Annotated in this window: 21 protein-coding genes; 5 read left to right on the forward strand and 16 right to left on the reverse strand. The window is 70.1% G+C overall.

Features of this window, described 5'->3' with window-relative positions; all coding sequences use genetic code 11:
- Positions 1 to 23: 23 nt before the first annotated feature.
- The 4 genes from NE236_RS31100 to NE236_RS31115 all read right to left on the reverse strand — a co-directional run bounded on the left by NE236_RS31100 (position 24) and on the right by NE236_RS31115 (position 3,582).
- Positions 24 to 1,223: an extracellular solute-binding protein gene (locus NE236_RS31100; protein ID WP_252845767.1), complete on the reverse strand. Its 1,200-nt coding sequence runs from the start codon at positions 1,221 to 1,223 to the stop codon at positions 24 to 26.
- Between the two features lie 19 nt (positions 1,224 to 1,242).
- Positions 1,243 to 2,232 (reverse strand): LacI family DNA-binding transcriptional regulator, encoded by a 990-nt coding sequence (locus NE236_RS31105; protein ID WP_252845768.1) that lies wholly within the window; start codon positions 2,230 to 2,232, stop codon positions 1,243 to 1,245.
- A 94-nt stretch (positions 2,233 to 2,326) separates the two neighbouring features.
- Entirely contained in the window at positions 2,327 to 2,917 is a 591-nt protein-coding gene (locus NE236_RS31110) for a glycosyltransferase family protein (protein WP_252845769.1), read from the reverse strand.
- Positions 2,914 to 3,582, reverse strand: a complete 669-nt coding sequence (locus NE236_RS31115) for a M48 metallopeptidase family protein (RefSeq protein WP_372494461.1) — start codon at positions 3,580 to 3,582, stop codon at positions 2,914 to 2,916. The genes NE236_RS31110 and NE236_RS31115 overlap by 4 nt, the downstream gene beginning before the upstream one ends.
- Positions 3,583 to 3,982: 400 nt before the next feature.
- Here NE236_RS31115 and NE236_RS31120 point away from each other — a divergent pair, with 400 nt between their 5' ends.
- Positions 3,983 to 5,347 carry an ABC1 kinase family protein gene (locus NE236_RS31120; RefSeq protein ID WP_252845770.1) on the forward strand — a complete coding sequence of 455 codons (1,365 nt, stop codon included), beginning with the start codon at positions 3,983 to 3,985 and terminating at the stop codon, positions 5,345 to 5,347.
- 330 nt (positions 5,348 to 5,677) lie between these two features.
- Here the strand turns inward: NE236_RS31120 and NE236_RS31125 are convergent, their stop codons facing one another.
- From NE236_RS31125 to NE236_RS31145, 5 genes are all read right to left on the reverse strand, one after another.
- Positions 5,678 to 5,887, reverse strand: a complete 210-nt coding sequence (locus NE236_RS31125) for a hypothetical protein (protein WP_252845771.1) — start codon at positions 5,885 to 5,887, stop codon at positions 5,678 to 5,680.
- On the reverse strand, positions 5,884 to 6,153 hold the full coding sequence (locus tag NE236_RS31130) for a WhiB family transcriptional regulator (protein ID WP_289851122.1): 270 nt from the start codon (positions 6,151 to 6,153) through the stop codon (positions 5,884 to 5,886). The genes NE236_RS31125 and NE236_RS31130 overlap by 4 nt, the downstream gene beginning before the upstream one ends.
- Positions 6,154 to 6,646: 493 nt before the next feature.
- On the reverse strand, positions 6,647 to 7,465 hold the full coding sequence (locus tag NE236_RS31135; protein WP_252845773.1) for a TrmH family RNA methyltransferase: 819 nt from the start codon (positions 7,463 to 7,465) through the stop codon (positions 6,647 to 6,649).
- 630 nt (positions 7,466 to 8,095) lie between these two features.
- Positions 8,096 to 8,956, reverse strand: coding sequence for an acyl-CoA thioesterase II (gene tesB / locus NE236_RS31140; RefSeq protein ID WP_252845774.1), 861 nt, complete (start codon positions 8,954 to 8,956; stop codon positions 8,096 to 8,098).
- A gap of 7 nt (positions 8,957 to 8,963) precedes the next feature.
- Positions 8,964 to 11,045 (reverse strand): ATP-dependent DNA helicase UvrD2, encoded by a 2,082-nt coding sequence (locus tag NE236_RS31145; protein ID WP_252845775.1) that lies wholly within the window; start codon positions 11,043 to 11,045, stop codon positions 8,964 to 8,966.
- 138 nt (positions 11,046 to 11,183) lie between these two features.
- Here NE236_RS31145 and NE236_RS31150 point away from each other — a divergent pair, with 138 nt between their 5' ends.
- On the forward strand, positions 11,184 to 11,450 hold the full coding sequence (locus NE236_RS31150; RefSeq protein ID WP_252845776.1) for a mycoredoxin: 267 nt from the start codon (positions 11,184 to 11,186) through the stop codon (positions 11,448 to 11,450).
- Between the two features lie 168 nt (positions 11,451 to 11,618).
- On the opposite strand, the gene NE236_RS31155 is transcribed toward NE236_RS31150, so the two are convergent.
- The gene (locus tag NE236_RS31155) at positions 11,619 to 12,620 is read right to left on the reverse strand and encodes a quinone oxidoreductase family protein (protein WP_252845777.1); all 1,002 of its coding nucleotides are present in this window, start codon (positions 12,618 to 12,620) and stop codon (positions 11,619 to 11,621) included.
- 140 nt (positions 12,621 to 12,760) lie between these two features.
- On the opposite strand from NE236_RS31155, the gene NE236_RS31160 reads away from it, so the two are divergent.
- Positions 12,761 to 13,969, forward strand: a complete 1,209-nt coding sequence (locus NE236_RS31160) for an RNA-guided endonuclease InsQ/TnpB family protein (protein WP_252845778.1) — start codon at positions 12,761 to 12,763, stop codon at positions 13,967 to 13,969.
- A 194-nt stretch (positions 13,970 to 14,163) separates the two neighbouring features.
- Here NE236_RS31160 and NE236_RS31165 read toward each other — a convergent pair whose 3' ends face one another.
- From NE236_RS31165 to NE236_RS31175, 3 genes are all read right to left on the reverse strand, one after another.
- The gene (locus tag NE236_RS31165; protein ID WP_252845779.1) at positions 14,164 to 15,435 is read right to left on the reverse strand and encodes an RICIN domain-containing protein; all 1,272 of its coding nucleotides are present in this window, start codon (positions 15,433 to 15,435) and stop codon (positions 14,164 to 14,166) included.
- 43 nt (positions 15,436 to 15,478) lie between these two features.
- Entirely contained in the window at positions 15,479 to 16,897 is a 1,419-nt protein-coding gene (locus tag NE236_RS31170; protein ID WP_252845780.1) for an RICIN domain-containing protein, read from the reverse strand.
- 119 nt (positions 16,898 to 17,016) lie between these two features.
- Complete coding sequence (locus NE236_RS31175) at positions 17,017 to 18,909, reverse strand: ricin-type beta-trefoil lectin domain protein (protein ID WP_252845781.1); 1,893 nt, start codon at positions 18,907 to 18,909, stop codon at positions 17,017 to 17,019.
- Positions 18,910 to 19,235: 326 nt separating this feature from the next.
- Here NE236_RS31175 and NE236_RS31180 point away from each other — a divergent pair, with 326 nt between their 5' ends.
- Both NE236_RS31180 and NE236_RS31185 read left to right on the forward strand, forming a co-directional pair.
- Entirely contained in the window at positions 19,236 to 19,997 is a 762-nt protein-coding gene (locus NE236_RS31180; protein WP_252845782.1) for a DeoR/GlpR family DNA-binding transcription regulator, read from the forward strand.
- A gap of 175 nt (positions 19,998 to 20,172) precedes the next feature.
- Positions 20,173 to 20,874, forward strand: coding sequence for a hypothetical protein (locus tag NE236_RS31185; protein WP_252845783.1), 702 nt, complete (start codon positions 20,173 to 20,175; stop codon positions 20,872 to 20,874).
- A 47-nt stretch (positions 20,875 to 20,921) separates the two neighbouring features.
- On the opposite strand, the gene NE236_RS31190 is transcribed toward NE236_RS31185, so the two are convergent.
- The 3 genes from NE236_RS31190 to NE236_RS31200 are packed head-to-tail and all read right to left on the reverse strand — an operon-like array spanning position 20,922 to position 23,209.
- Positions 20,922 to 22,283, reverse strand: a complete 1,362-nt coding sequence (locus NE236_RS31190; RefSeq protein ID WP_252845784.1) for a sensor histidine kinase — start codon at positions 22,281 to 22,283, stop codon at positions 20,922 to 20,924.
- Positions 22,280 to 22,957, reverse strand: a complete 678-nt coding sequence (locus NE236_RS31195) for a response regulator transcription factor (RefSeq protein WP_252845785.1) — start codon at positions 22,955 to 22,957, stop codon at positions 22,280 to 22,282. Before NE236_RS31195 ends, NE236_RS31190 begins: the two co-directional genes overlap by 4 nt.
- 12 nt (positions 22,958 to 22,969) lie before the next feature.
- Positions 22,970 to 23,209, reverse strand: coding sequence for a hypothetical protein (locus NE236_RS31200; RefSeq protein WP_252845786.1), 240 nt, complete (start codon positions 23,207 to 23,209; stop codon positions 22,970 to 22,972).
- Positions 23,210 to 23,258 lie beyond the last annotated feature (49 nt).

Raw genomic sequence — 23,258 nt, forward strand, 5'->3', positions numbered from 1 at the left:
GCCGGACGTACGCGGGGCCAGGCTCATTTGTGGACCTTTCCGCCACCGACGGTCCGGTCCCACTGGTCGAACGCCGTCACCTGCTGCTTCGCGGGCAGCGACGTCTCCTTCGGGAACTGGGCGATCCACTTGTCGTACTCCGGACGCCCGAACTGCTGGATGACCTGCTGGGACTTGGCCGGGGCCATGGAGATCGTCACGCCGTTGACCGCGGGGCCCGGGTAGAAGTAGCCGGAGTCGTACGCCTTGGCCTGCTGCTGCGGGGTGAGCATCCACTTCATCAGCTGGATGTCCGCGGAGAGGACGTCGGCGGACACGCCGCGCGGGATCGTGGCGTACTGCGCGTCCGTCACCCAGTGCATGCCCTTGAGGTAGGTGACCTTGTCGCCGGCCGGCACCTGGCCGAGCGCCCGCGGGTTGATGTCCCAGCCGGTGGTGCTGGCGATCATGTCGACCGACCCGTTGGCCAGGTTGCTCATGGTCTCCGAGGTCTTGGAGGGGTAGTAGTCGACGTACTTGCCGAGCTCCGAAAGGTAGTTCCAGGTCTTGGCCCAGCCCGTCTGCGGGTCCTTGGGGTTCGAGTCACCGAGCAGGTAGGGCAGGCCCATGAGGAACGTACGGCCGGGGCCGGAGTTGGCGGGCCGGGCGTACTGGAACTTCTTCGGGTGCGCCTTGGCCCAGGCGAGCAGTTCGTCCGTGGTCGTCGGCGGCTTGGTCACCTTCTGCGGGTTGTACTCGATGAGCGGGCCGGAAGGGTAGTACACGACCTCGACGCCCTGTCCCTGGGCCAGGTCCTGCATCTTGGCCGCCGGCTCCTGGTAGTTCGGGTTGCCGATGCGGCTGGAGTAGTCGTCGGTCTTGACCCACAGGTTCTGGTCGACACCCGCGGACAGGCCGTCGGTGCCCGTGAGGACGAGGCCGATCTGCACCTGACCGGCGCTCTGCTGCGCCTTGATCTTTCCGGGCAGCTCCGGGGCGGTCGCCTTCGTGTAGGTGACCTTCTTGATCACCTTGGGGTGACTCTTGACGAACTCGTCGATCATCCCTTGGGTGAGCTGCAGGTTGCCCGCGACGTCGATGATGTTGAGCGTCACCGGGTTCTTCGGAGTGTCGGGGACCTTGTCCGGGGTGACGTCCTTGGCCCCGCCCCCCGAGTTCGGCGAACCGCAGGCGCCCGCCACGAGGATGAACGCCGTCGCGAGGCACCATTTCTTAGCGCGCATGAGGGATCTTTCCTTCCGGTCACGATCGGGCGGGAACGCTGGTCGAGGCCCGCACGATCAACTGGCAGTCGAGTTCCCGGCGGAGATCCCCCGCTTCGGCGCCGGAGACGGTAAGGAGGTTCACGAGCAGGTCGACGGCTGCTCGACCGGCCCGTTCGTTCTGCATGGCGACGGTGGTCAGCGGCGGGGTGGCCATGCCCGCCATCGGGATGTCGTCGAAGCCGACGACGCTCATCTCGTCGGGCACCGCTATGCCCCGGTCGGCCAGCCGGGACATCACCCCCAGCGCCAGCAGGTCGTTGAAGGCGATGATCGCGGTGACGCCCTCGGCGATCGCCAGATCGGCCGCGTGCGGACCGCCCTCGAAACGCGGGGCGAACGGCCCGAGCTCCACGATCTCCATGTCGTACCGCGCGCTCTGGCGCAGGCCGCGCCGTCGCTCCCGGTTCGACCAGGACGCCTTCGGGCCGTTCAGGAACGCGACCCGCCGGTGCCCGAGCGCGGCCAGGTGGTCGATGGCCTGGCGCATCCCGCCCGCCGCCCCCATCAGCACCGTCGGGTGGTCGCGCACCTGACGGTTGATGAAGACGAGCGAGGTCGTGCCCACCACGCGTTCGAGCTGGTTCGGTGACATCCGCGACGAGCAGAGGATGACCCCGTCGACCTGCTTGGCCATGGCCTGGACGAGGGCGATCTCCTCGGTGGCGTTCTCGTCGCAGTCCGCGAGGAAGACGGCGTAGTCCGCCTCGCGGGCCCGGGCCTGGACGCCCTTCAGCACGGTGGGGAAGAACGGGTTGGACAGATCGGGGACGATCACGCCGAAGTTTCCGGTCTTGCCGGTGATCAGTCCCCGGGCGGCGCGGTTCGGGCGGTAGCCCAGCCGCTCCGCGGTCTGGAGGACGTGTTGCCGGGTCTCGTCCTTGACCAGGTCCGGAACGGTGAACGCCCGGGAGACGGTCGACACCGAAACTCCCGCCGCACGGGCGACGTCCTGGATGGTCACCGGCACCGCGACTCCTTCGGGTCCGTTTGGATGCATGAAACTCTGCAATCCTTTGCAGAGCCGGTCAATGTAACGTGCTGGACATAAAGCCGTAACCCGCTCAATGACCTGCGAGCAGTGCCCTCGTGTTGTCCCAGCCCTCAAGGCCGGGGTCGAGAAGGGAGACGTCGGCGGGCGTGCGGAGCCGGTGCCAGCCGGGTGCGGAGCGTACGGCGCCGGGGGTCCCGGCGGCCGCGCGCAGCCGGGCGGGGGCATCGGAAGTGTCCAGGCCGATCCCGGCCAGCCAGGGCGGTGCCGGCAGCCGGGCCGCGAGCGCGACCAGCCCGCCACCCGCCGCGGGGCAGACGGCGACCTGCCCGCTGCCGAGGGCGCGGAAGAGCTTGCCGAGGAGCAGGGCCGGCAGGTCCGGCGCGTCGGGCGCGACGACGGCGGCCTGTTCGGCGCCCAGGTCGTGCAGGGCGGGCAGCAGCGCGTCGAGGCCCGCGGCCCGGACGATGGGCGTGCCCGGCCAGGTGACGGCCTCCGCAGCCGGGTCGGGGGCGGTCAGCGCGAGCACCGGGGTGACGAACTCCAGCCCGGCCACCACCTCGTAGGTGTCCTCCAGCAGGGCGAGCCGGTAGTCGTCGGGATCGGTGCCGGGCGGTGCCGCCATGTCCGTCCCCGCCAGGACGGCGGCGAACCGGCTCGTCACGTCGCGGAGTCCCCGTCCAGCACCAGGTCTCCGCTCCGGGTCGGCGTCACGTCGGCGGCGGCCGGCCGGTCGTGCGGCGCCTCGCCCGCACGGGTGGGCGGGTCGTGCGGCATCTCGCCCGCGCGGATGGGCGGGTCGTGCGTCGGATCGCCGTCCACCAGCGGCAGCCCGGCCGTGGCGGCCACGCCCTCGAGGTAACCGCGGGCCCGCTCCGTCCGTGGATAGCGGTCGACCAGCTTCCAGAACGACGGCCCATGCCCGGCGACGAGCAGGTGGGCGAGCTCGTGTACCAGAACGTAGTCGACGACCCAGCCCGGCATCCCGCGCAGTTGCGTCGACAGCCGGATGGTGCCGTCGTCGGGAGTGCACGAGCCCCAGCGGCTGCGCTGGTTGGTCACCCAGCGGACACTGGCGGGCGCTGCCCGGCCGTCGAGATAACGGCGCGACAGCTCCCGTGCTCGGTCGAACAGTGCGTCGTCGCTCGGATGCCTGCGGCGCTCACGGTCGGCCAGGCGTTTGAGGACCGTGTCGATCCATTCACGCTCTTCGGCGGCGCTCAGTCCGGCGGGGACCATCACGACGGTCTTGTCGCCATCTCGGCGCGCGGTGACGGTCCGCCGACGCCGGGAACTGCGACGCACCTCTATCTCGCCTGTGGGGGGCACGCTAAGCACCGTATCGAAAACTTCGTTTTCTCCACAGGGGGTGCGTCGCGTTTTCGCTGGTAGAGACGGCGCATTTGAAACATCCCCAGGACTGTCCACACGCTTTGCTCAGGTTTTCCACAGGCTCGGAGCGTCTCCTGCGGTCCCCTGTGGACCTCGGGCGGACGGCACCATCGGAGGGCCGGAGAGGCGCGGGTGGCGATCCCGGCGGACGTGAGAAAGCACACACTTACCCGTTTTCGCTGGTCACGCCGCTCACGCACGATGGGGCACGCGGGCGACCGCAGATGCTTCACCGGCCGATGTGGAACCCACGGCGCGCCTCGCCGAGAATAGGGTGACGTGCGGAGCGAACCGGCAAGCACGGCCGCCTCGCGGATGCGCTGAGAGCAGGTACTCAATGAGTGATCTCCCCCGCCGCGCTGTGACGCGGACCGCCAAGCTGGCCTCCCTCCCCATCGGTTTCGCCGGGCGGACCGCCCTCGGCGTCGGCAAGCGAACCCTCGGCAGGCCCGCCGAGCTCGTCGCCACCGAGATCCAGCAGCGCACCGCCGAGCAGCTGTTCAAGGTGCTCGGCGAGCTCAAGGGCGGAGCGATGAAGTTCGGCCAGATGTTGTCGATCTTCGAGGCCGCGCTCCCGCCGGAGATCGCGAGCCCCTACCGAGCCACCCTCACCAGACTCCAGGAGGCCGCCCCGCCACTCCCGGCCGCGACGGTGCACCGGGTGCTGGCCGAAGGTCTGGGCCCGGACTGGCGCGACAACTTCGCCGAGTTCGACGACCGGCCGGCCGCGGCGGCCTCGATCGGCCAGGTGCACAAGGCCATCTGGCACGACGGCCGCACCGTCGCCGTCAAGGTGCAGTACCCCGGAGCGGGCAAGGCGCTGCTGAGCGACTTCAACCAGCTGGCACGGCTGGGCAAACTGTTCGCGGTCCTCGCGCCGGGACTCGACGTCAAGACGATGCTCGCCGAGCTCAAGCGGCGGGTCGCCGAGGAGCTCGACTACACGATCGAGGCGGAGTCGCAGGCGACCTTCGCGGCGGCGTACGCCGCCGACCCCGACTTCCTCATCCCCGACGTCGTCGCCCAGTCCGGGCACGTGCTCGTCACCGAGTGGATCGACGGCACTCCGCTCTCGGCGATCATCAGCGACGGCGCACAGGAGGAGCGCGACCACGCCGGGCTGCTCTACTGCCGGTTCCTGTTCTCCGGGCCGGCGCGCTGCGGCCTGCTGCACGCCGATCCGCACCCCGGCAACTTCCGGCTGCTGGAGGACGGCCGGCTCGGCGTCATCGACTTCGGCGCCGTCGACCGGCTGCCCGGCGGTTTCCATCGGCGCATCGGCGTCCTCATGCGCATCGGCACGATGGGCGACGTCGACCAGATCATGAAGGCCCTGCGCGAGGAGGACTTCATCCGCGACGGAGTCGCGGTCGACCCCGACTCGCTGCACGCCTTCATCGCCCCGATCGCCAAGCCGCTCATCGAGGACACCTTCAAGTTCAGCCGGGAGTGGCTGCGCCAAGAGGCCGCCCGCGTCGCCGACCTGCGCCCGACGAACGTCGCCCGCCAGCTCAACCTGCCGCCGTCGTACGTGCTCATCCACCGCGTGGTGGCCGCCGGCACGGGAGTGCTGTGCCAGCTCGAGGCGGAGGGCAGGTTCCGCGACGAGGCACTGACGTGGGTCCCCGGCTTCGCCGACGACGACCCCGACCTCACCGACGACGAGGCGTCCGGCGAGGAGGGCGAAGAGATCGCGAGCTGACGGCTCGCCTACCAGTAGACGGGGTCCAGCCGGCCCTCGATCGACCGGATGTTCTCCCGGCTGCAGCGCTCGCACAGGTAGTGCGTGCCCCGCTCGGTGATCTCGGTCATCCAGCCGAGCGGTGTCTCAGCGGTCGCTCCACACGACGAACAGCTGACCATCCCCCACGCCCCCTCCATACGCTCTCCCCTACAGCATCTCTGATCATCGACACGCGCGAAAGCCGAACGCGCGGTCCGAGAGCCACGCCACAGCACATCCATGCCGCCGTACGGCGAACGGGCCCCCGGCCGTGTGGTGCCGGGGGCCCGCTTCTTCTCGGGAGGCGCGTCAGCGCGTGGTCAGGAGACGCCGGAGGCGGACCGCGGTCACCTCGGCGTCGCGCCGGGCCCTGCGCATGGCGCGGACCTGGGCGACGTCGCGGCGGCGTGTGGCCTCACGCTCGGCGTCGCGTATTCGTTCCTGGGACAGTTCAATGCTGAGCAAGCTCATCTGTTGCTCTTTCTCCATGTCGATGCGAAGGTCCGGTCGGTGTGTCATGCCGCCACCACGGCGTCCTTGCGCGGACGACCACGCGGCCGCTTGCGGGGGACGACGACGCCCCGTACGAAAAGCTCCCCGCCCCAGACGCCCCAGGGCTCCCGGCGCTCCTTGGCACCGGCGAGGCAGGCGCGCCGGATCGGGCACTCGGCGCAGAGCGCCTTGGCCAGCTCGACGTCCTGCGGCGACTCGGCGAAGAACAGCTCAGGCTCGGTCCGGCAGGGAAGATCAAGGTTCTCGCTGATCGCGGTGAACGCGAGTTCCAAGGTCTCCACCCCTCTCTTGATGTGATCTCGTTGGCTCGACGGGTTCTGGCCAAACAAAAAGGCCGCGGTTCCCGGTTGGGATCCGCGGCCTGGAGGCCTGACTCGGAGCTATTGCTCCGGTGGTCTCCAGGGGTACGGACCCACTGCGGCGCGCTTCTTGGCAGCGCCCTTGACCTGGGCATTCGTCTGGGTAGCCGGGGACATCCCAAGGGCATGCCACGTCTGCAGATCCACGCCGCCAGGACGCACGCGTCCCGATTCGACGGACGCATACCGGACCGGCTCAAGGCTCGGCAGAGACGCGAAGGCAACGGTGGAGCCGCTCGGGGACACCATCGCCGGACGCGCGCAGGCGGCGGCCCAGGTCGAAGAAATCAGTGTGTTCCTCACCGGACTGCCACCTCCACTCATCCGCCGGGGCTCCGCCGGGCGGAGCCGTTCAAGTGCTCGCGAGAAGCGTACGATCGCCCGCACGATCGAGGCAACGTATTTTCTACCTGCGACTTCTTATTTTTTCAGGCGCCGTCTCGGCGGCGACTCCGCGTTGCCGGGCGGCCTCGTACAGGAACACCGTCGCGGCCGAGGCGGCGTTGAGCGAGCTCGCCGCCCCCACGATCGGGATGCGGACGATGTCGTCGCAGGCCGCGGCCCAGGTGCCGCTCATGCCGCGGGTCTCGTTGCCGATGACGAGCAGCGCCGGATCCCGCAGGTCGTGATCGCCGACGTCCACCGTGCCGGTCTCGTCCGTGCCGACGATGCGCAAGCCGTTCTCGTGCGCCCACTCGATCACCGGACGGGGCGCGGGGACGCGTACGACCGGCACGGCGAACAGCGATCCGGTGCTGGCGCGCACGGACTTCGGGTCGTACGGGTCGGCGGCGTGGCCGGTCACGATGACGCCGGAGGCTCCGAAGGCGTCGGCGGAGCGGACGACGGTGCCGATGTTGCCGGGCTCGGCGGCCCGGTCGAAGACGACGACGGGCCCGTCCGGCGTGATCCGCGCCAGGTCGTCCGGCGGCAGCGCCGCGACGGCGACCAGCTCCGCGTCCTCCTTGCCGGCCAGCTCGTCCAGGAGCGCCGGCGCCATCTCGACACGCTCGGCGGTCGTCGCGTCCAGCACCCCCTGCGCCCAGGCCGACAGCCGCCTTCCGGCGGGGTACAGCAGGGCACGGACAGGCCGGCCGTGCTCGACCGCGAGCGTGATGGGCCGCACGCCCTGCACGAGGAACTCCCCCGACCGCTGGCGCTTCGTCCGGTTGGTGAGCAGCGCCGCCCACTGCTGAAAGCGCGCGTTCCGCGTCGTGATCCGCATCAGGCAGCCACCGTACGCCACGCGCCCCGTCCCGACCCGCCTGCCCCCAGGCTCCAGAGGAGGCCACTACCACCTTGGAATGCCTCGGTTTCCTGCCGGTCGGCTGGGACGCGGTACGCCTGCCACCGCGGTCGGTTCGAGCTCGAGGCCGGCATGATCGCCGGCGACCCCGAAGCGCTCGACGCCGGAGAACACGAATCGATCGACCTGGTCCTCGATGGACTCGGCGACTACACCGCACATCCGCATCGAGGAGATCGCCGAGTACTTCGATTCTCTCGCCGACGCCTGTCGCGAAAAAGCAGCCACCATGTAATCGGGGTGGTTTATGGGACTCTTCTCCGTCCGGGACGGCTGCCCTCGTTCTGCACTGTCCCGCCACGCGAGAATTTTCCCGCCTGAGGAGAAAGCACAGAACAAAGACCCTCGCCCGCTAGCGACATTCAGGTTTTATAGCAACCCACAGCGAGGATGGATCAACACGGTCGATACACGACTGACGATGCTTGCTACGGCACCGAATTGAGCAGCCACAGCGGGGGTCAAGGCGGCGAGTGCGTCGAAGTCGCCGACCTGCGAGACGTGGTGCCACTTCTTCTCTGAACCGAGCCCCGCCAAGTCATCCGACACTCAGGAGTCGGTGACGCGGACGAGGCCTTCCTGGACGACGGAGACGACGAGTTCGCCTTCCTGGGTGAAGACCTGGCCGCGGGCGAGGCCGCGGGCGCCGGAGGCGTTCGGGGTGTCCTGGGCGTACAGCAGCCACCGGTCGGCGCGGAACGGCCGGTGGAACCACATGGCATGGTCGAGGCTGGCGCCCATGGTCTTGCGGTCGCCCCAGGCGAGGCCGTGGTTGAGCAGGACGGTGTCCAGGAGGGTCATGTCCGAGGCGTACGTCATCAGGCAGACGTGCAGCAGCGGGTCGTCGGGCAGCTCGCCGTCCACCCGCAGCCAGACCAGCGACTCGGGACCGACCAGCTCCGGGTCGCGGGCGGCCTCCCAGGTCAGCGGCGTCACGTGCCGCAGGTCGATCGGCCGCTTGCGCATGAACTCGTTGTCCAGCTTGCCGAACAGCCGCTCCATCCGCTCCTGGAACGTCGGCAGGGACTCGGGGTCCGGCACCTCGGGCATCGGCGCCTGGTGCGACGGGCCGTCCTCGGCGATCTGGAACGACGCCGACAGCGTGAAGATGATCTTGCCGTGCTGGACGGCGGAGACCCGGCGGGTGGTGAACGACCGGCCGTCACGCACCCGGTCGACGGTGTAGACGATCGGCACGCTGGGGTCGCCGGGGCGGATGAAGTACGCGTGCAGCGAGTGCACCTGGCGGTCCTCCGGCACCGTACGGCCGGCGGCGACCAGCGCCTGGCCTGCCACCTGGCCGCCGAAGACCCGTTGCTGGCGCTCCTCGGGACTGCGCCCGCGGAAGATGTTGACCTCGATCTGCTCGAGGTCCAGCAGATCGAGCAGCTCCTTCAGCGCGGCGTTCATCGCTTCCTTACTCCTCGACTTCCAGTGCCTCGCCTCTGCACAGTGCGAGCACCGCCGAACCGTATCGCTCCAGCTTGACGGTCCCGACACCGGGGATCGCGGCCAGCTCCGCCTCGGTCGCGGGGGCGCGCTCGGCGATGGCCTGCAGGGTGGCGTCGGTGAAGACGACGTAGGCGGGGACCTTCTGCTCCTTGGACGCCGCCACGCGCCACTCCTTCATGCGCGCCAGCAGGCCCTCATCGAAGTCGGACGGGCAGCCCTCACAGCGGCCCAGCTTGCGCTCGATCGCGGCGGTCAGCGGCCGCCCGCAGACCCGGCACGGCTGCGGGCCCTTGGCCCCCGGCCGGCGCTTCGACCGGTCGACGCGAGGCGGCCCCGAGCTCTGGGGGGCGAGGCCGTCGAGGAACCGCGACCGGCGTCGGCCCTTGCGGCCGCCCGGGGACCGGGCCAGCGCCCAGGACACGGCGAGGTGTTCGCGCGCCCGCGTCACGCCGACGTACAGCAGCCGGCGCTCCTCCTCGATCTGCTCCGGACTCTTCTCGGCGTAGATGATCGGCAGCGTGCCGTCGACCAGGCCGGCGAGGAACACCGCGTCCCACTCCAGGCCCTTCGCGGTGTGCAGCGTGGCCAGCGTGACCCCCTCCAGCGCGGGGGCGTGCTGGGCGTTCGCGCGCTCCTCCAACTCGGCGACGAACTCGCGCAGTCCCGCCCCCGGCCGGTCGGCGGCGACGTCCTCGGCGAGCTGAGCCAGGGCGGCGAGGGACTCCCAGCGTTCCCGGGCCGCGCCGCGCCCCTCCGGCGCCCGGTCGGCGAGCCCGGCGGAGGCCAGGACGTCCCGCACCGCTCGTACGAGGGGCTCGCCGTCGTCCGCGGAACGGGCGGCGCCGCGCAGGAGCACCACCGCCTGGCGCACCTCCGCGCGCTCGAAGAACCGCTCGGCGCCCTTCACGACGTACGGCAGGCCCGCGTCGGCGAACGCCTGCTCGTACGGCTCCGACTGGGCGTTGATGCGGAACAGCACCGCGATCTCGCGGGCGGGCACGCCCTCCTCGATGAGCGCCCGCGCCTTCTTGGCGACGGCCTCCGCCTCCGCGACCTCGTCGTCGTACTCGTGGAAGGTCGGCTCGGGGCCGTCGGGCCGCTGCGCGACCAGTTCGAGGCGGTGCTTGCGCGCGTCTCCCCTCGCCTGCGCCAGCACGCCGTTGGCGAGGTGGACCACCTGCGGGGTCGACCGGTAGTCGCGGACCAGCTTGACGACCTTCGCCTCGGGGTGCTCGACCGTGAACCGCATGAGGTACGCGGGGCTGGCGCCGGTGAAGGAGTAGATGGTCTGGTTCGGGTCGCCGACGACGCAGATCTCGTCGCGCTCGCCCAGCCAGACGTCCAGCAGGAGCTTCTGCAGCGGGTTGACGTCCTGGAACTCGTCGACGACGAAGTAGCGGTACTGGTCGCGTACCTGGTTCGCGACCTCCTGATGCTCGGTCAGCATCGCGGCGGTCAGCTCCAGCATGCCCTCGAAGTCGAGGAGGTTGCGCTCGCGGCGGAGCGCCTCGTACGCCTCGTAGAGCCGGGCGAGGTCGGACGCCTCGGCCGGTGGAGTGCGCCCGGCCTTGGCCGCCGAGGCCGGATAGTCCTCCGGGCGGGTCTGGGTGACCTTGGCCCACTCGATCTCGGCCGCGGCGTCGCGCAGCTCCGTACGGCCGAGGGACAGGCGCAAGGTCCGCGCCGCCTCCGCGACCAGACCGAACTTCGACTCGATGAGCGTGGGCGGCGCCCCGCCGATCACCTTCGGCCAGAAGTAGGAGAGCTGCTTGAGCGCCGCCGAGTGGAACGTGCGGGCCTGCACGCCGGGAGCCCCGAGCTGCCGCAGCCGCCCGCGCAGCTCACCGGCGGCGCGCGCGGTGAACGTCACGGCCAGCACCCGCTGCGGGGCCATGACACCGGTGAGCACGGCGTACGCGATCCGGTGGGTGATGGCGCGGGTCTTGCCGGTGCCCGCGCCGGCCAGCACGCACACCGGCCCCCGGGTCGCCTCGGCGACCGCACGCTGGTCCGGGTCGAGCCCGGCGAGGATCTGCTCGGCATCCATCGCCCCTCCTTTCACTCTTTTCCATCCTCCCAGGCCCGGTGGCCGGCCGTGGCCGCCCCGGGCGCGCCCGGGAATGTGGTTCGGTGATCGCGTGTTGGCACTTGCTGACCGCCGTGTCCCCCACGACGAAGGAGAGCCATGACCGCGCCCGTGACGGGTGAGCTGACGATGTACACCACCAGTTGGTGTGGCTTCTGCCGTCGGCTCAAGACCCAGCTGGCCCGCGACGGCATCCACATGCTCGAGGTGGACATCGAGAGGGACCCGGCGGCCGCCGAGTTCGTCATGAGAGTCAACGGCGGCAACCAGACCGTACCTACCGTCGTGTTCCCCGACGGCACGGCCGTGACCAACCCCTCCGCCAAAGAGGTCAAGGCCCGCCTCGCCGCCATCGCCGCCCTCTGAGCCGCCTCGGTCCCCGACGCGAGGGACCTCCCCGGCAGGCGAGCATTCACGCGTCGGCCCGCACGGGTGGCGGCCCGACGCCTCGTTATCATCCAGACGATTCGTACCTGTGACGACGAAGACTCTGGACGATCAGGCGATGTACGCCGCCCTCGGACGCGTCACCGGTCACCGGGTCGTGGACAGGCCGGTGATGACTACCTTTCCGACGGGACGGTCCTCGACGAGGTGGCGGAGCGCCTCCGCGACCGCCTCCAGCGGGTAGATCGAGTCGATGACCGGGCTGATCCGCGCGGTCGCCAGCAGCTCGACGATCTCGGCCCACGCGGCTCGCATCCGGGCGGACGGCACGGCGTGCAGCGAGAAGCCGTGCAGGGTGGCGCGGCGTCCGATGACCTCGCCGAGCGGCAGCCGGGTGCTGCGGCCGCCCGGGCACCCGACGAGGATCAGGTGCCCGCCCGGGGCCATGGCGGTCGCGATCTGCGCGGTCACCGCTCCGCCGACGCCGTCGACGGCAAGGTCGATTCCGGCGGCGAACCCGTCGCCGAGCCCGTCCCGCAGCCGGTCCTGCTCCAGGTCGACGACCTGGACGCCCCATGCCCACGGCGCCGCGCGAATGGCCGCCGCCTTGGCCGTGGTCCCCACGCCGCCCGCGACGGCGGCCGCCCCGAGGGCCCGCGCCAGCTGGACGGTCGCGTTGCCGACGCTGCCGCCGATGCCCGGTGCGAAGACGCACGTCCCGGGCTCGAAGACGCCCGTACGCAGGGCGAGGAGGGCCGTGAGGTACGCGATCGGAACCGCCGCCGCCACCTCGTCGGACACGTTGACCGGGATCACGGCGAGGTTCCGGACCGGCACCACGGCGAACTCGGCCATCGTCCCGTCGGCGGTGACGCCGCCGGCTCCGGCGAAGAACATCACACGCGTCCCGGCCGGCCAGCGCCCCCCGGGGTCGGCGACGACGAGACCGGCGCCCTCACTGCCCAGCGTGAGCGGCAGCAGGCCCATCGTGGAGGGGCCTCCCGCCGCCACGGAGTGGTCCAGCCGTGTCACGCCCGCCGCGGTGATCTGCACGAGAACCTCGCCCGGTCCGGGGGCCGGTATCTCGACCTGCTCGATCCGCACATCCGTCGTGTGCGCGGTGATCGGATAAGCGCGTGCCGCCTTCACCTAGTTCTCCGACGGATGCCCCGGCCTTCAGGCCTTCCGCCGGGAGCGGTCCCGCGTAGCCGGGGCGGTCCAAGAACAGAGTCCACCGGAATCCGACGAACCACTTTACGCGAACGTACGTCATCTGTAAGGTCGCGGGCATGCGGACAGCGTACAAGTGCCGGGCTTACCCGGACCCCGAACAGGCGGCGGTGTTCAGCCGCACGTTCGGGTGTGTGCGTCTGGTGTGGAACAAGACCCTCACCGAACGCCACGCGGCGTATCACCAGCGGGGCCAGAAGACCTCCTACAAGCAGACCGACGCCGCTTTGACCGCGTGGAAGAAGACCGAGGATCTGGCGTTTCTGTCGGAGGTGTCGTCGGTTCCGTTGCAGCAGACGCTGCGGCATCAGCACGCGGCGTTCGCGAACTTCTTCGCCGGTCGCGCGAAGTACCCGCGTTTTAAGAATCGCAATTCGCGTCAGTCCGCGCATTACACCCGCTCGGCGTTCCGCATGAACAACGGCGAGCTGTACATGGCGAAGACCACCGCGCCGCTGAGGTTCGTGTGGTCTTTTGAGGACGTCGAGGTGTCCACGCTCAACCCCACCATGGTCGTCATCTCGCGCGAGGCGGACGGCCGCTGGTACGTGACGTTCGCCGTCGACACCGACGCCCCCGAGCCCATGGACGAGGCCGGGCACGCCATCGGCGTCGACCTGGGCATCAAGGATTTCGCGGTGACCTCGGACGGGGAGCGCATCGCCAACCGCCGGCATCTGGAGCGCAAGGCCCGCAACCTGGCCCGCTATCAGCGGCGCATGGCCCGCTGCCAGCGTGGGAGCATGAACCGGCGTAAGGCCAAGGCCAAGGTCGCCCGCGCTCACCGCAAGGTCCGCAACGCCCGGAACGACTTCCTGCACCGCACCAGCACCGACCTCGTCCGCAGAGCCGACACCATCGTCATCGAAGACCTCGCGGTCACCAACATGGTCAAGAACCGCAGGCTGGCCCGTGTGATCAGCGATGCGGGATGGGGGGAGTTCCGCAGGCAGCTGGAGTACAAGGCCGAACGCGCCGGGCGCACCCTTGTGGTCATCGACCGCTGGTACCCGTCCTCCAAGACCTGCTCGGCTTGCGGGCACCTGCTCGCCAAGCTGAGCCTTTCCACCCGGCACTGGACGTGCCCCACCTGCCGCACCCGGCACGACCGGGACATCAACGCGGCCAAGAACATCCTTGCGGCTGGTCGAGCCGTAGCCGGGGACAACCCCGGCGATGTCTGTGGAGCTGGTGTAAGACGGCAAGGGTCCTCCCTTCCGCAGCCGGCGCTGAAACAGAAACCCCGCGCCGCGAGGCGCCCGGCGTAAACCGGATCGGCCGCAAGGCCGATGGGAATCCCCCTCCCCCAGGAGGGGGAGGAAGTCAAGTGAGTGGTCCCCCCGAAATCCCATTCCTCATACCCGTGCGGGGAGGACGGCACGCCCGGTGCCGTCCTCCCCGCGTGAAGAGAGGCGGATCTCAGCTCGAGAGCCTCAGCTCAGGAGCATCGCTCCTGGCCGCCTCAGCTCGGGAGGGTCCACTTCTGGTTGGCGCTGCCGGCGCAGTCCCAGATCTGCAGCCGCGTGCCGTTGGCCGAGCTCGGGCCGGTGGCGTCCAGGCAGCGCCCGGAGTTGGGGTTGACGAGCGATCCGTTCGAACCCGCCTGCCACTTCTGCGCGCTCGTGCCGTTGCAGTCGTACAACTGCACCTGAGTGCCGTTGGCCGTACCGGCCGCGGTCACGTCCATGCACTTACCGAGCGCCTGCAACGTCTGGTCCGACCCCACCGTCCACTGCTGCGCCGAGCTCCCGTTGCAGTCGTACAACTGCACCGCCGTGCCGTTCGCGCTGCTCGCACCCGCAACGTCCACGCACTTGCCGCCGTACCCGGTGATCTGGCCGGTGGTCCCGCCGCCGGTGGAGCTCGTCGTGACGTGCACGTAGTCGACGACCAGTTGCTGCGGGAAGGTGGTGCTGCCGTCGGGGTCGCCCGGCCAGTAGCCGCCCACGGCGAGGTTGACGATGATGTAGAAGGGGTGGTCGAACACCCAGCGGTTGCCGTTGAGGTCGGCCGGAGTGCGGGTCTCGTAGACGTTGCCGTCGACGGACCACTTGATCGAGTTCGGCGCCCAGTCCACCGCGAAGGTGTGGAAGGCGTCGTAGAAGTGCGCGCCGCCCGGCAGGGTGTACCCCGCGCCGATGCCGTTCGAGCCGGAGTAGCCCGGCCCGTGGATCGTGCCGTGCACGGCGCTCGGCTCGAACCCGACGTTCTCCATGATGTCGATCTCGCCGCTGGTCGGCCAGCCGACGCTGCCGATGTCGTTGCCGAGCATCCAGAAGGCCGGCCACATGCCCTGGCCCTTCGGGATCTTCATCCGAGTCTCGAAGTGGCCGTACGCCTGGGTGAAGGTGGACGCGGTCGACAGCCGGGCGGAGGTGTACTGGCAGGTTCCGTACCAGCAGTTGTAGCCGCCCGGATTGTCCTTGCGGGCTGTGATGACCAGGTTGCCCTGGCCGTCGAGAGCGGCGTTGTGCGTGCCGCTGGTGTAGTACTCCCGCTCGTGGTTGTTGACGTTGTCGCCGGTCTCCGGGCGCCATTTGCTCGAGTCGACGGCCGATCCGGCGGCGCCGTTGAAGTCGTCCGTGAAGGTGGCGGTGGCGGCGGCCGCCGCGGCCGGGACGATCGTGGAGTGACTGCCGCCCGCGGCCACGGCGGCGGTACCGCCCAGCCCGGTGACCAGCAGGGCTGCCAGCAGCAGCCGGCCCGGCCTGAGTCGGCGGGATGACGAGGACATCGCTTTCCCTTTCGTGGTGGAAGAGGTGGAATGGAGCGCCGGGTCAGCTCGGGAGGGTCCACTTCTGGTTGGCGCTGCCGGCGCAGTCCCAGATCTGCAGCCGCGTGCCGTTGGCCGAGCTCGGGCCGGTGGCGTCCAGGCAGCGCCCGGAGTTGGGGTTGACGAGCGATCCGTTCGAACCCGCCTGCCACTTCTGCGCGGCCGTGCCGTTGCAGTCGTACAACTGCGCCTGCGTGCCGTTGGCCGTACCGGCCGCGGTCACGTCCAAGCACTTACCGAGCGCCTGCAGCGTCTGGTCCGACCCCACCGTCCACTGCTGCGCCGCCGTGCCGTTGCAGTCGTACAGCTGGACGGCGGTACCGTTCGCGCTGCTCGCACCCGCAACGTCCACGCACTTGCCGCCGTAACCGGTGATCTGGCCGGTGGGACCGGTGGGCGGGGGCGTGCCGCCGCCGGTTCCGGTGATGGCGTTGAAGGTGCGGGCGAACTGGTAGGCGCTCTGGGAGGTTCCGCTGCAGGTGTCGGACAGGGTGCCGTTGCTCGCGCAGGCCTTGTCCCGGCCCAGCGCCCAGTAGGCGAGTTCCTGGATGCCGTTACTCGCGGCGAAGCTCTCCAGGGAGGAGGCGTTGGCGGTCGTGAAGACCTCGTTCGTGGAGTCGTTCACCCCGATCATCGGGGTGTTGCCCTCCATCGCCCACAGCTGGGCAGAGGTCTTCGACGTCCAGATCTGACCGAGCTGGCTGTGCAGCGCGGTGGCCGCGTTGATGGCGGCCTGCCCCATGTCCATGGACGGGCCGTAGTCCATCGTCATGATGTTGACGGCGTTGACGGTGACGCCGCGGCTCTTGGCGTTGTTCAGCAGGCTCAGCGAGTCGGACAGCAGGCCGCTGGGGTCGACCGGCAGGGTGTAGTCGACGTCCAGGTGCTTGCCCGCGGCCGCGTACTGCTGCTGGAGTGCGGCGAGGGCCTGGTTGCGGCGGTCGTTCGCGGCCGTGTCGTCCAGCGCCGCGCCCTCGATGTCGAGGTCGATCCGCGTCAGGTTGAGCGTGTCGATGGCCTTCTTGTACTGCGCCTGCAGCGTGGACACCGAGCCGCACGCCTGGCCGAGTTCGGTGCCGGAGGCGCCGCCGAAGGAGGCGATGACGTCACCGCCGGAGGCGCGCAGGTTGTTGATGGCGGTCAGCCAGCCGCTGTTGTCGATGGCCGTGTCGCCGTTGAACGTCGCGTTGCAGCCGCCTCCGCCGATGACGAAGGCGAGCGTGTAGTACTTCAGCCCGGTGGCCGACTGGGCGTTCGCCATCGCCGACGTCGACCCCCAGGTCTCGACGTACGGGGCGGCGTAGTGGGCGGGGAAGCCGGGGCCGGGGTTCGCCGAGGCGGCGTATGCCGGGCTCGCGCCGAACAGCAGGCCGGCGACGGGTATCGCGGCCGCGATCAGCGCCTTCAGGCGGGGACGGGACATGCGGGATCCTCCTGATGGGGTCTTCGGCTTACGCCGACGGAGGGGTCACGGGCGGTCGCCCGCGACCAGGGGCCCCGGGCGGTCGCCCGGGAGCCCGTGCGGAGAGGTTCAGGTGGGGCTCAGGAACCGGGGAGCGTCCACTGCTGGTTGGTGCCGCCACCGCAGTCCCAGATCTGCAGCCGGGTGCCGTTGGCGGAGCTGACGCCGGTGGCGTCCAGGCACCGGCCCGAGGCGGGGTTGACGAGGGACGACCCGGTTCCGCGGGTCCACTGCTGGGCGCCGGTCCCGTTGCAGTCGTAGAGCTGGACCTGGGTGCCGTTGGCGGTGCCGGCCGAGATGAGGTCCATGCACTTCCCGAGGGCCTGGATCGTGCCGTCCGTGCCGACCGTCCACTGCTGCGCCGCGGTGCCGTTGCAGTCGTACAGCTGGACGGCGGCGCCGTTGGCGCTGCTCGCGCCGGCGACATCGACGCACTTGCCGCCGATGCCGGTGATCTGGCCGGTGGCGCTGCCGCCGCCGCTCTGGGTGCCGTTCCAGGTGAATGTCGCGGTGGTCCGGGCGGGCAGCGTGTAGACGAAGGACTGGCCACTCCAGTTCACCTTGACGGACTGGGCGGCGCCGCTGTCGTTGTAGGCGATCAGCGACTTCGAGCCGTCGGGGTTGCGCCAGGCGACGTTGGGCACGGCGCTGTTCGCGGTGGACGCGATCCGGTACGCGCCGGGCCGGACGAACTTGGTGAGGTGGCCGAGGTCGTAGTACTCGATCGTGTAGTCGACCTGCCCGCTGCGGGCGTCGCCGTTGTGCACGGTGACCAGCCCGGTGCAGGTGCCGCAGCCGCCGTTGTGCGGGCCCATGTTCTGGTCGACGGCGAGGGACCACTTGACGACGCTCTTCCCCCAGTTGCGGGTGTAGTCGACGATGTTGTGCATGTCCTCCTTCTGCTGGTCGCCGACCCACGTGCCGCCGGAGTGCTCGGTGTCGTAGGCGTCCACGGAGGGGTACTGGTTGTGCACCGTGGTCTGTTCGCCGACGTTCCCGCCGTAGCCGTGCCAGGCGATCCCGCCGAAGAGGGAGTCGTTCCGGATGGTGGAGTCGTCGACGACGGGGGCGCCGTAGCCGCCGTAGGCGTCCCAGTTCCAGTCGAGGGCGAGCACCTTGGTGGACAGACCCGCCGCGTGCAGCGCGGGCAGCAGGTTCGTCTTGGTGAAGTAGTTCAGGCCCGAGCCGTTCCAGCTCATCGACGGGTAGCCGTTGCAGCAGGTCGGCTCGTTCTGCGCGGAGACGAGGTCCACGTGCACGCCCTGGGCCTCGTACGCCTGGAGGTACTTCACGAAGTACTGGGCGTAGGCCGCGTAGTACTGGGACTGCAGCCAGCCCGGGTTGTTGAAGTCGCCGTTGTCCTTCATCCAGGCCGGGCCGCTCCACGGCGTGCCCATGACCGTGAGGGCCGGGTTGAGCTGCCGGGCCTGTTTCGTGAGGGGCACGATGTCGGCGAGGTCATGGGCGATGGAGAAGTGCGCGAGTCCGGCGTCGGTCTGCCCTGCGGCCATGTCGTCGTAGGAGTAGCTGTAGCGCGCGAGGTCGGAGGCGCCCATCGGGTTCCGCAGGAAGCTCAGCCCGATGCCGGCGGAGGGGTCGAAGAGCTTCTGCATGACCTGGGTACGGGTGGCGGAGCTGAGCGCGCCGCTGCCGTTCATGAGCCAGGCGGCGGTGTCGGTGAACGAGGCGCCGGCGCCGGTGAACCGCTGGTACGCCGTGTTCTCGTCCACGGTGATGGTCTGGTTCGCGCTGCCACCGGTGCTTCCGAAGGAGATCGGCGTCTGCTGCTGCAGGCCGCGGGTGACGTGGCGGCCGCCGGAGTCGTCGGTGGTGGTCAGCCAGATGTTGACGGGCTCGCCCGCGGCTCTGGCGGGAGCCGGGCCGCTTACGAGGGCGGCGACGAGGACGAGAAGAGCGCAGAGGGATGGGGCGAGGGACCGGTGCGAGCGCGCGGGGTCGACGCGATGGAGCACGGTGCTTCCCTTCGGTCCGGAGCGGAGTGTGGCAGCCTCCCCCGAAGGCGTCTGACAGGAAAGCTTCCTGTCAGTTATCTCGGACACTAACCGCCTTAAAACAAGGTGTCAACAAAGTGCATTCCGCCTGGACAGCCGACGGGGAGGGGGGCCGATCCGTTATATCGGCCGCCCCCTCCTTGGACCCTTATGGGCGCCTTAAGCGCTCCCTAAGGCCGCCTGGGCCACGTGAAGCCGGAGCGTGCCGCGCCGGCCCGGACGTCCCGCAGCGGCGGTGGCGACCCCTTCGCTTGACGGGGCACGTTGATGGCGGTACCACCGACAGCATGTACGCCGAGGAACGCCAGCAGGAGATTCTCCGCCGCACCCGCGAGGCCGGCCGGGTCGACGTCATGACGCTTGCGGAGGACTTCGGCGTCACGATGGAGACCATCCGCCGGGATCTGACGGTCCTGGAGCGGGCGGGCGCGCTGCGCCGCGTGCACGGCGGAGCCATACCCGTCGAGCGGCTCGGCTTCGAGCCCGCACTCGCGGCGCGCGACGCGGTGATGACGGCCGAGAAGGAGCGCATCGCCAAGGCTGCTCTCGCCGAACTGCCGGCCGACGGATCGATCATCATCGACGCGGGCTCGACGACCGGACGCCTGGTCCAGGTACTGCCGAGCGACCGGGAGCTGACCGTAATCGTCAACTCGCCGCCCCTGGCGACCGTCCTCGCCACACGGTCCAACCTGAATGTGATCATGCTGGGCGGCCGGGTCCGCGGGCGCACGCTCGCGACGGTCGACGACTGGGCGATGCGGCCGCTCGACCGGCTGCGCGTCGACGTGGCGTTCATGGGGACCAACGGATGCTCCGTGGAGGCGGGGCTGACGACACCCGACCCGGCCGAGGCCGCGATGAAGGAGTCGATGATGGAGGCCGCGCGGCGCACCGTGGTCCTCGTCGACCACACCAAGGTCGGGAACGACTACCTCGCGCGATTCGCCGCGCTGTCCGAGGTCAGCGTCCTGATCACGGACACGGGCCTGGACGCCGGGCTGGCCGCGGACCTCGCCGCGGAAGGCCCTGAGGTCGTACGCGTGTGACGCGGACCACACGCTGAACCCCTGCGGGCTTGGGACGCGTATTACCGGTTACCTTGCGGCGACTGACGACGCCGTTGACAACCAACACAAAACGCGATAAACAAAAGTAGAAGCAACCGGAAGACAACCAAACGGGCATCGACCGGTGGCGCCTACGCGGAAGCGGAGGCCGAACATGACGCGTTCTCCCCGGCCCGGCCACAGACGTCGCAGCAGGCCACTCGGCGGAAAACGGAAGTACGCCGCGGTCTGGCTGCTCGTCACCTCCGGCGCCATGGTGACCTCCTACTGCGGCATCCAGGAGATCTACGCAACGGGGGGCGAGACCCACCAAGCCCTGCCGGTGGTGGCCCAGCCGTCGCCGCCAACGGCGAGCACCACGCCCGCCGCCGCGAGTCGCACGCCCAGTCCGAGACCACCGCAGGCGTCGATCCGTCCCCGCCCCACGCCGACCCGGTCCCGGCCCGCTGCCTTACCCACGACGACGGCCGCCCCGACCGTCACGATCACCGCTCCCCCGGATCAGGCCAAGGTCAACGGCCGGGCCGGAGTGCTGGTCCACGGACGCGTCGGCGACCTCCGGGGCGACGTCCTGCGCATCTTCGTCTACGCCCCGGACGGGCGGTTCTACCTCACCGACAACGGCCCGGTGCAGAGCCGGGACGGGCAGTGGAGTTCCCCGATCCAGCAGATCGGCGACGGCACCCGCGACATCGGCCGCTTCTTCAAGATCACGGCGGTCCGGGCGGACGCGACCTGTCAGGACACGATCCAGGGGCGAAGCCCGGACGTCAACGGCAACATCGCCTTCCTGGCGGTGCCGCCCGGCTGCGCGGTCGCCGACGAGGTGGCCGTGCTCAAGACGGCGTGGAACTGATGGGACTCAAGGGGATCGACCGGGCTCACGACCGGGATGGAGCGGGCTCACGGGAGCGTGTGATCGGTCGGCCGGCCCGGCCGCAACCGGGGTCCCCTTCCGCGCCTGCGTCGTTTCCGCTGCGCCCCCGTCGTCCGCAGCCAGATGCCGACCTGCGCGCCGCCCAAGGCCGATCGGCCGATGCGCAGCTCGCCGCCGGTGGACTCCGCCAACCGGCGCACGATGTCCAGGCCCAGCCCCGTGGAGCCGCCTCCGGACCTGCCCCGCTGGAGCGCGAACTGCGGATCGGCGATCCCCGGCCCCGCGTCGGAGACCAGGACGCCGACCCGGTCGGGGCCGGTCCGCATCGTCACCGCGAACTCCGTGCCCTCGGGCGTATGGTGGAACAGGTTCCCCAGCACGGCGTCCAGGGCCGCCGCGAGCTCACCCTGGCCGACCGGAACCGGCACCGGGTGATCGAACCCGTCCAGCCGCCAGTCGCGCCCTTGGTCCTCGGCCAGCACCGACCAGAACGCGACACGGTCCCGCACCACCTCGGTCGCATCGCACGTGGTCGTCGCGTGCTCCCCGCCGGGACGCTGCGCGGTCTTGATGACGATGTCGATCTCCTGCTCCATGCGGGTCATCGCCAGGCGGGCCTTCCGCATCTCCGGTCCCTGGCCGAGACGGTCGATGTTGAGTCGTAGCGCGGTCAGCGGCGTGCGCAGTCGGTGCGACAGATCGGCCGCGAACTGGCGTTCGGCCGTGAGCCGCTGCGCGATCTGATCCGCCATGGCATTGAAGGCGTACGCGGCCTCCTCGAGTTCCGGAGGCCCTTCCGGCCGGATGCGGACGGTCACGTCACCGGAGCCGAGCCGGGCCGCCGCGCGCGCCAGCCGCCGCGCGGAGCCGACGACTCTCCGCCCCAGCCGATCGGCGGCGAGGATCGAACACGCCACCAGGAACACGGCGACCAGGGTCATCACGCTCCAGGCCGGTACGACGCCCGGCGGCAGCCGGCCGACGCCCACGTCGACCTCCACGACGGCCATGCCCGCGTTCCCGACAGGGACGGGCTGCAGGACCGCCGGCCCGCCGGCGACGCTCGTCTGCAGGGCCTGTCCTCGGTCGCGGACCCGCGCGATGAGCGCCGGGGAGACCGCCGACCGCTGTCCGACCCGTGCTCCCCCGGGCATCGTCACGCCGATGCGGTCCCGGCCACCGGCGGACGCGCCCGCGATCGCCCGGGCCACCGCCGCCGGGTCGCCGGAGGCCGCCACGACCGGGAGGACCGCGCCGATCCGGCGCTGGGCGCGGATGACCGCACGGTCCGCGGCCGCGTCCCGTACGACCAGGGCGGACGGGATCAGGAAGGCCAGCGCGACCATCGAGGTCACCGCCAGCGCGACGAGCGCGAGGGAACGCCTCACGTCGGATCCACGAGTTTGAACCCGACCCCGCGCACCGTGTGGAGGTAGCGCGGGGCCGCGGCGGTCTCGCCGAGCTTGCGACGCAGCCAGGAAAGGTGAACGTCGATGGTCTGGTCGTCGCCGTACGGCTGCTGCCACACCTCGGTCCGTAGGTCGGCGCGGGATACGACCTCGCCGGCCCGCGAGGCGAGAAAGGCCAGCAGGTCGAACTCTCGCCGCGTCAAGTCGATGGGCCGCGAATCCAGTTTCACCTCGCGCCGGACGACGTCGATGCGCAGACCGCCGACCTCGATGACCGTGGAGCCGCCGCCACCCCGCGCACGCCGGAGAACGGCGCCGAGCCGTGCCTCGAGCTGATCGATCGTGAACGGCTTGACCACATAATCGTCCGCCCCGGCATTCAGCAGTCGGACGACTTCCTGGTCGTCGTCACGAGCCGTCACCACGATGACCGGAACCTCGGATACCGCCCGCAGCATCTTGAGCAATTCGAAACCGTCGAGATCGGGCAGCCCCAGATCCAGCAGAACGGCATCGGGCGGCCGGTCGGAGATATCCCGCAGCGCCTCCCAGGCCGCCCCCACGCTGCGGACGGAGTGACGGCGTTCGGTCAGGTCGTGTACAAGAGCGGTCCGGACGTCGGCGTCGTCTTCCACCACCAATATCTTGGCCATGGCGAAACTGTACTACCGGCCTTCTCGCCGGATCTTCTTTGTGCCAGGCGAATAATCGGCGATGACCTGCGAGATCTCGTCGACGATGGCACTCTTCCGGTATTCGACCTGCCGCTCGGAGCCACCGGTCCTGTTCCCGTGCGCGGCGGTCGCCGGCAAAGCGACGACGGCGGTGGTGAGCGTGGCGACGTTCGCGGCGGCGATGACGAAGACCGCCACCAACCGCGGCTTCCCGGCCATGCGGATGCTCATTTCTCATCTCCATTCCCGAGCGTGCGAAGGAGCCGGGCGGCCGTCGTCC

It is taken from the genome of Actinoallomurus purpureus (assembly GCF_024055795.1).
Taxonomy (GTDB): Bacteria; Actinomycetota; Actinomycetes; order Streptosporangiales; family Streptosporangiaceae; genus Actinoallomurus; species Actinoallomurus purpureus.